General features: G+C 66.1%; 1 protein-coding gene. It reads left to right on the top strand.

Going from position 1 to position 847, the window contains the following annotated elements; all coding sequences use genetic code 11:
* Positions 1-83 precede the first annotated feature (83 nt).
* Positions 84-847, top strand: a 764-nt coding sequence (locus IT40_RS26490) for an IS256 family transposase (RefSeq protein ID WP_208855420.1), incomplete at its 3' end; no start/stop codon positions are given.

The raw sequence follows: 847 nt of genomic DNA, 5'->3' as shown, positions 1-847 counted from the left end.
GGTAGAAATTGGATGGCGGCGTAATCTCCGGGTGAACCAACACCCACCCAACCGGCGGCGGCAACCGCCAGGGAGATCACGCCATGAAGCAGAATATCGACAACTCGTCCTTTTCGCTACTGCCCGACGCAGGCGGGTATGATCCGATCGAGGATCGCCTGCGGGCGAATGTCCGAGCCACCATTGAGGCCATGTTCGAAGAGGAACTGGCCGACTTTCTGGGTCGGCTTCGTTACGGCCGCGGCAACGAGCGGGCCAAGGGCTACCGCCACGGGCATCGCGATCGGCAGCTGACCGGCACATTCGGCACCGAGACGGTGCGGGTTCCTCGTGCCCGGATCGAGAACGAGGCCGGCAAGATCACCGAATGGCGTTCGAAGGCACTGCCGCGCTACCAGCGGCTGACAAAGAAGGCCGAGGCGCTGATCGCGGCGGTCTACCTGGCCGGCACCAATACCCGGCGCGTAAAGCGGGCGCTCTTCGGGCTGTTCGAAGGCGCGGTGAGCAAGGATGTGGTCAGCCGCGCCTGGCGCAAGGTGAAGGTCGACTGGGACGCCTGGTCCACCCGCAACCTGGCCGAGGAGGATATCGTGCGGCTCATCCTCGACGGGACCGTCATCAAGACCCGGCTGGACCGCAAGGCCACCAACATCTCGGTGCTGGCGGCGATCGGCGTGCGGCGCGACGGGCAGAAGGTGCTCCTCTCGATCAGGAACATGGGCGGCGAAAGCACGGCTGCCTGGGGCAGCTTCCTCGCCGACCTGGACGCGCGGGGTTTGCCGCGGCCCGAATTTGTGATCGTTGACGGCGCCCCCGGCCTTGAAGCCGCGCTCGTGGCGCTCTGGGG

It is taken from the genome of Paracoccus versutus (genome assembly GCF_000763885.1).
GTDB lineage: Bacteria > Pseudomonadota > Alphaproteobacteria > Rhodobacterales > Rhodobacteraceae > Paracoccus > Paracoccus versutus.
The sequence above is the reverse complement of the archived record's forward strand: the minus strand, read 5'-3'. Positions and strand labels throughout refer to the sequence as shown.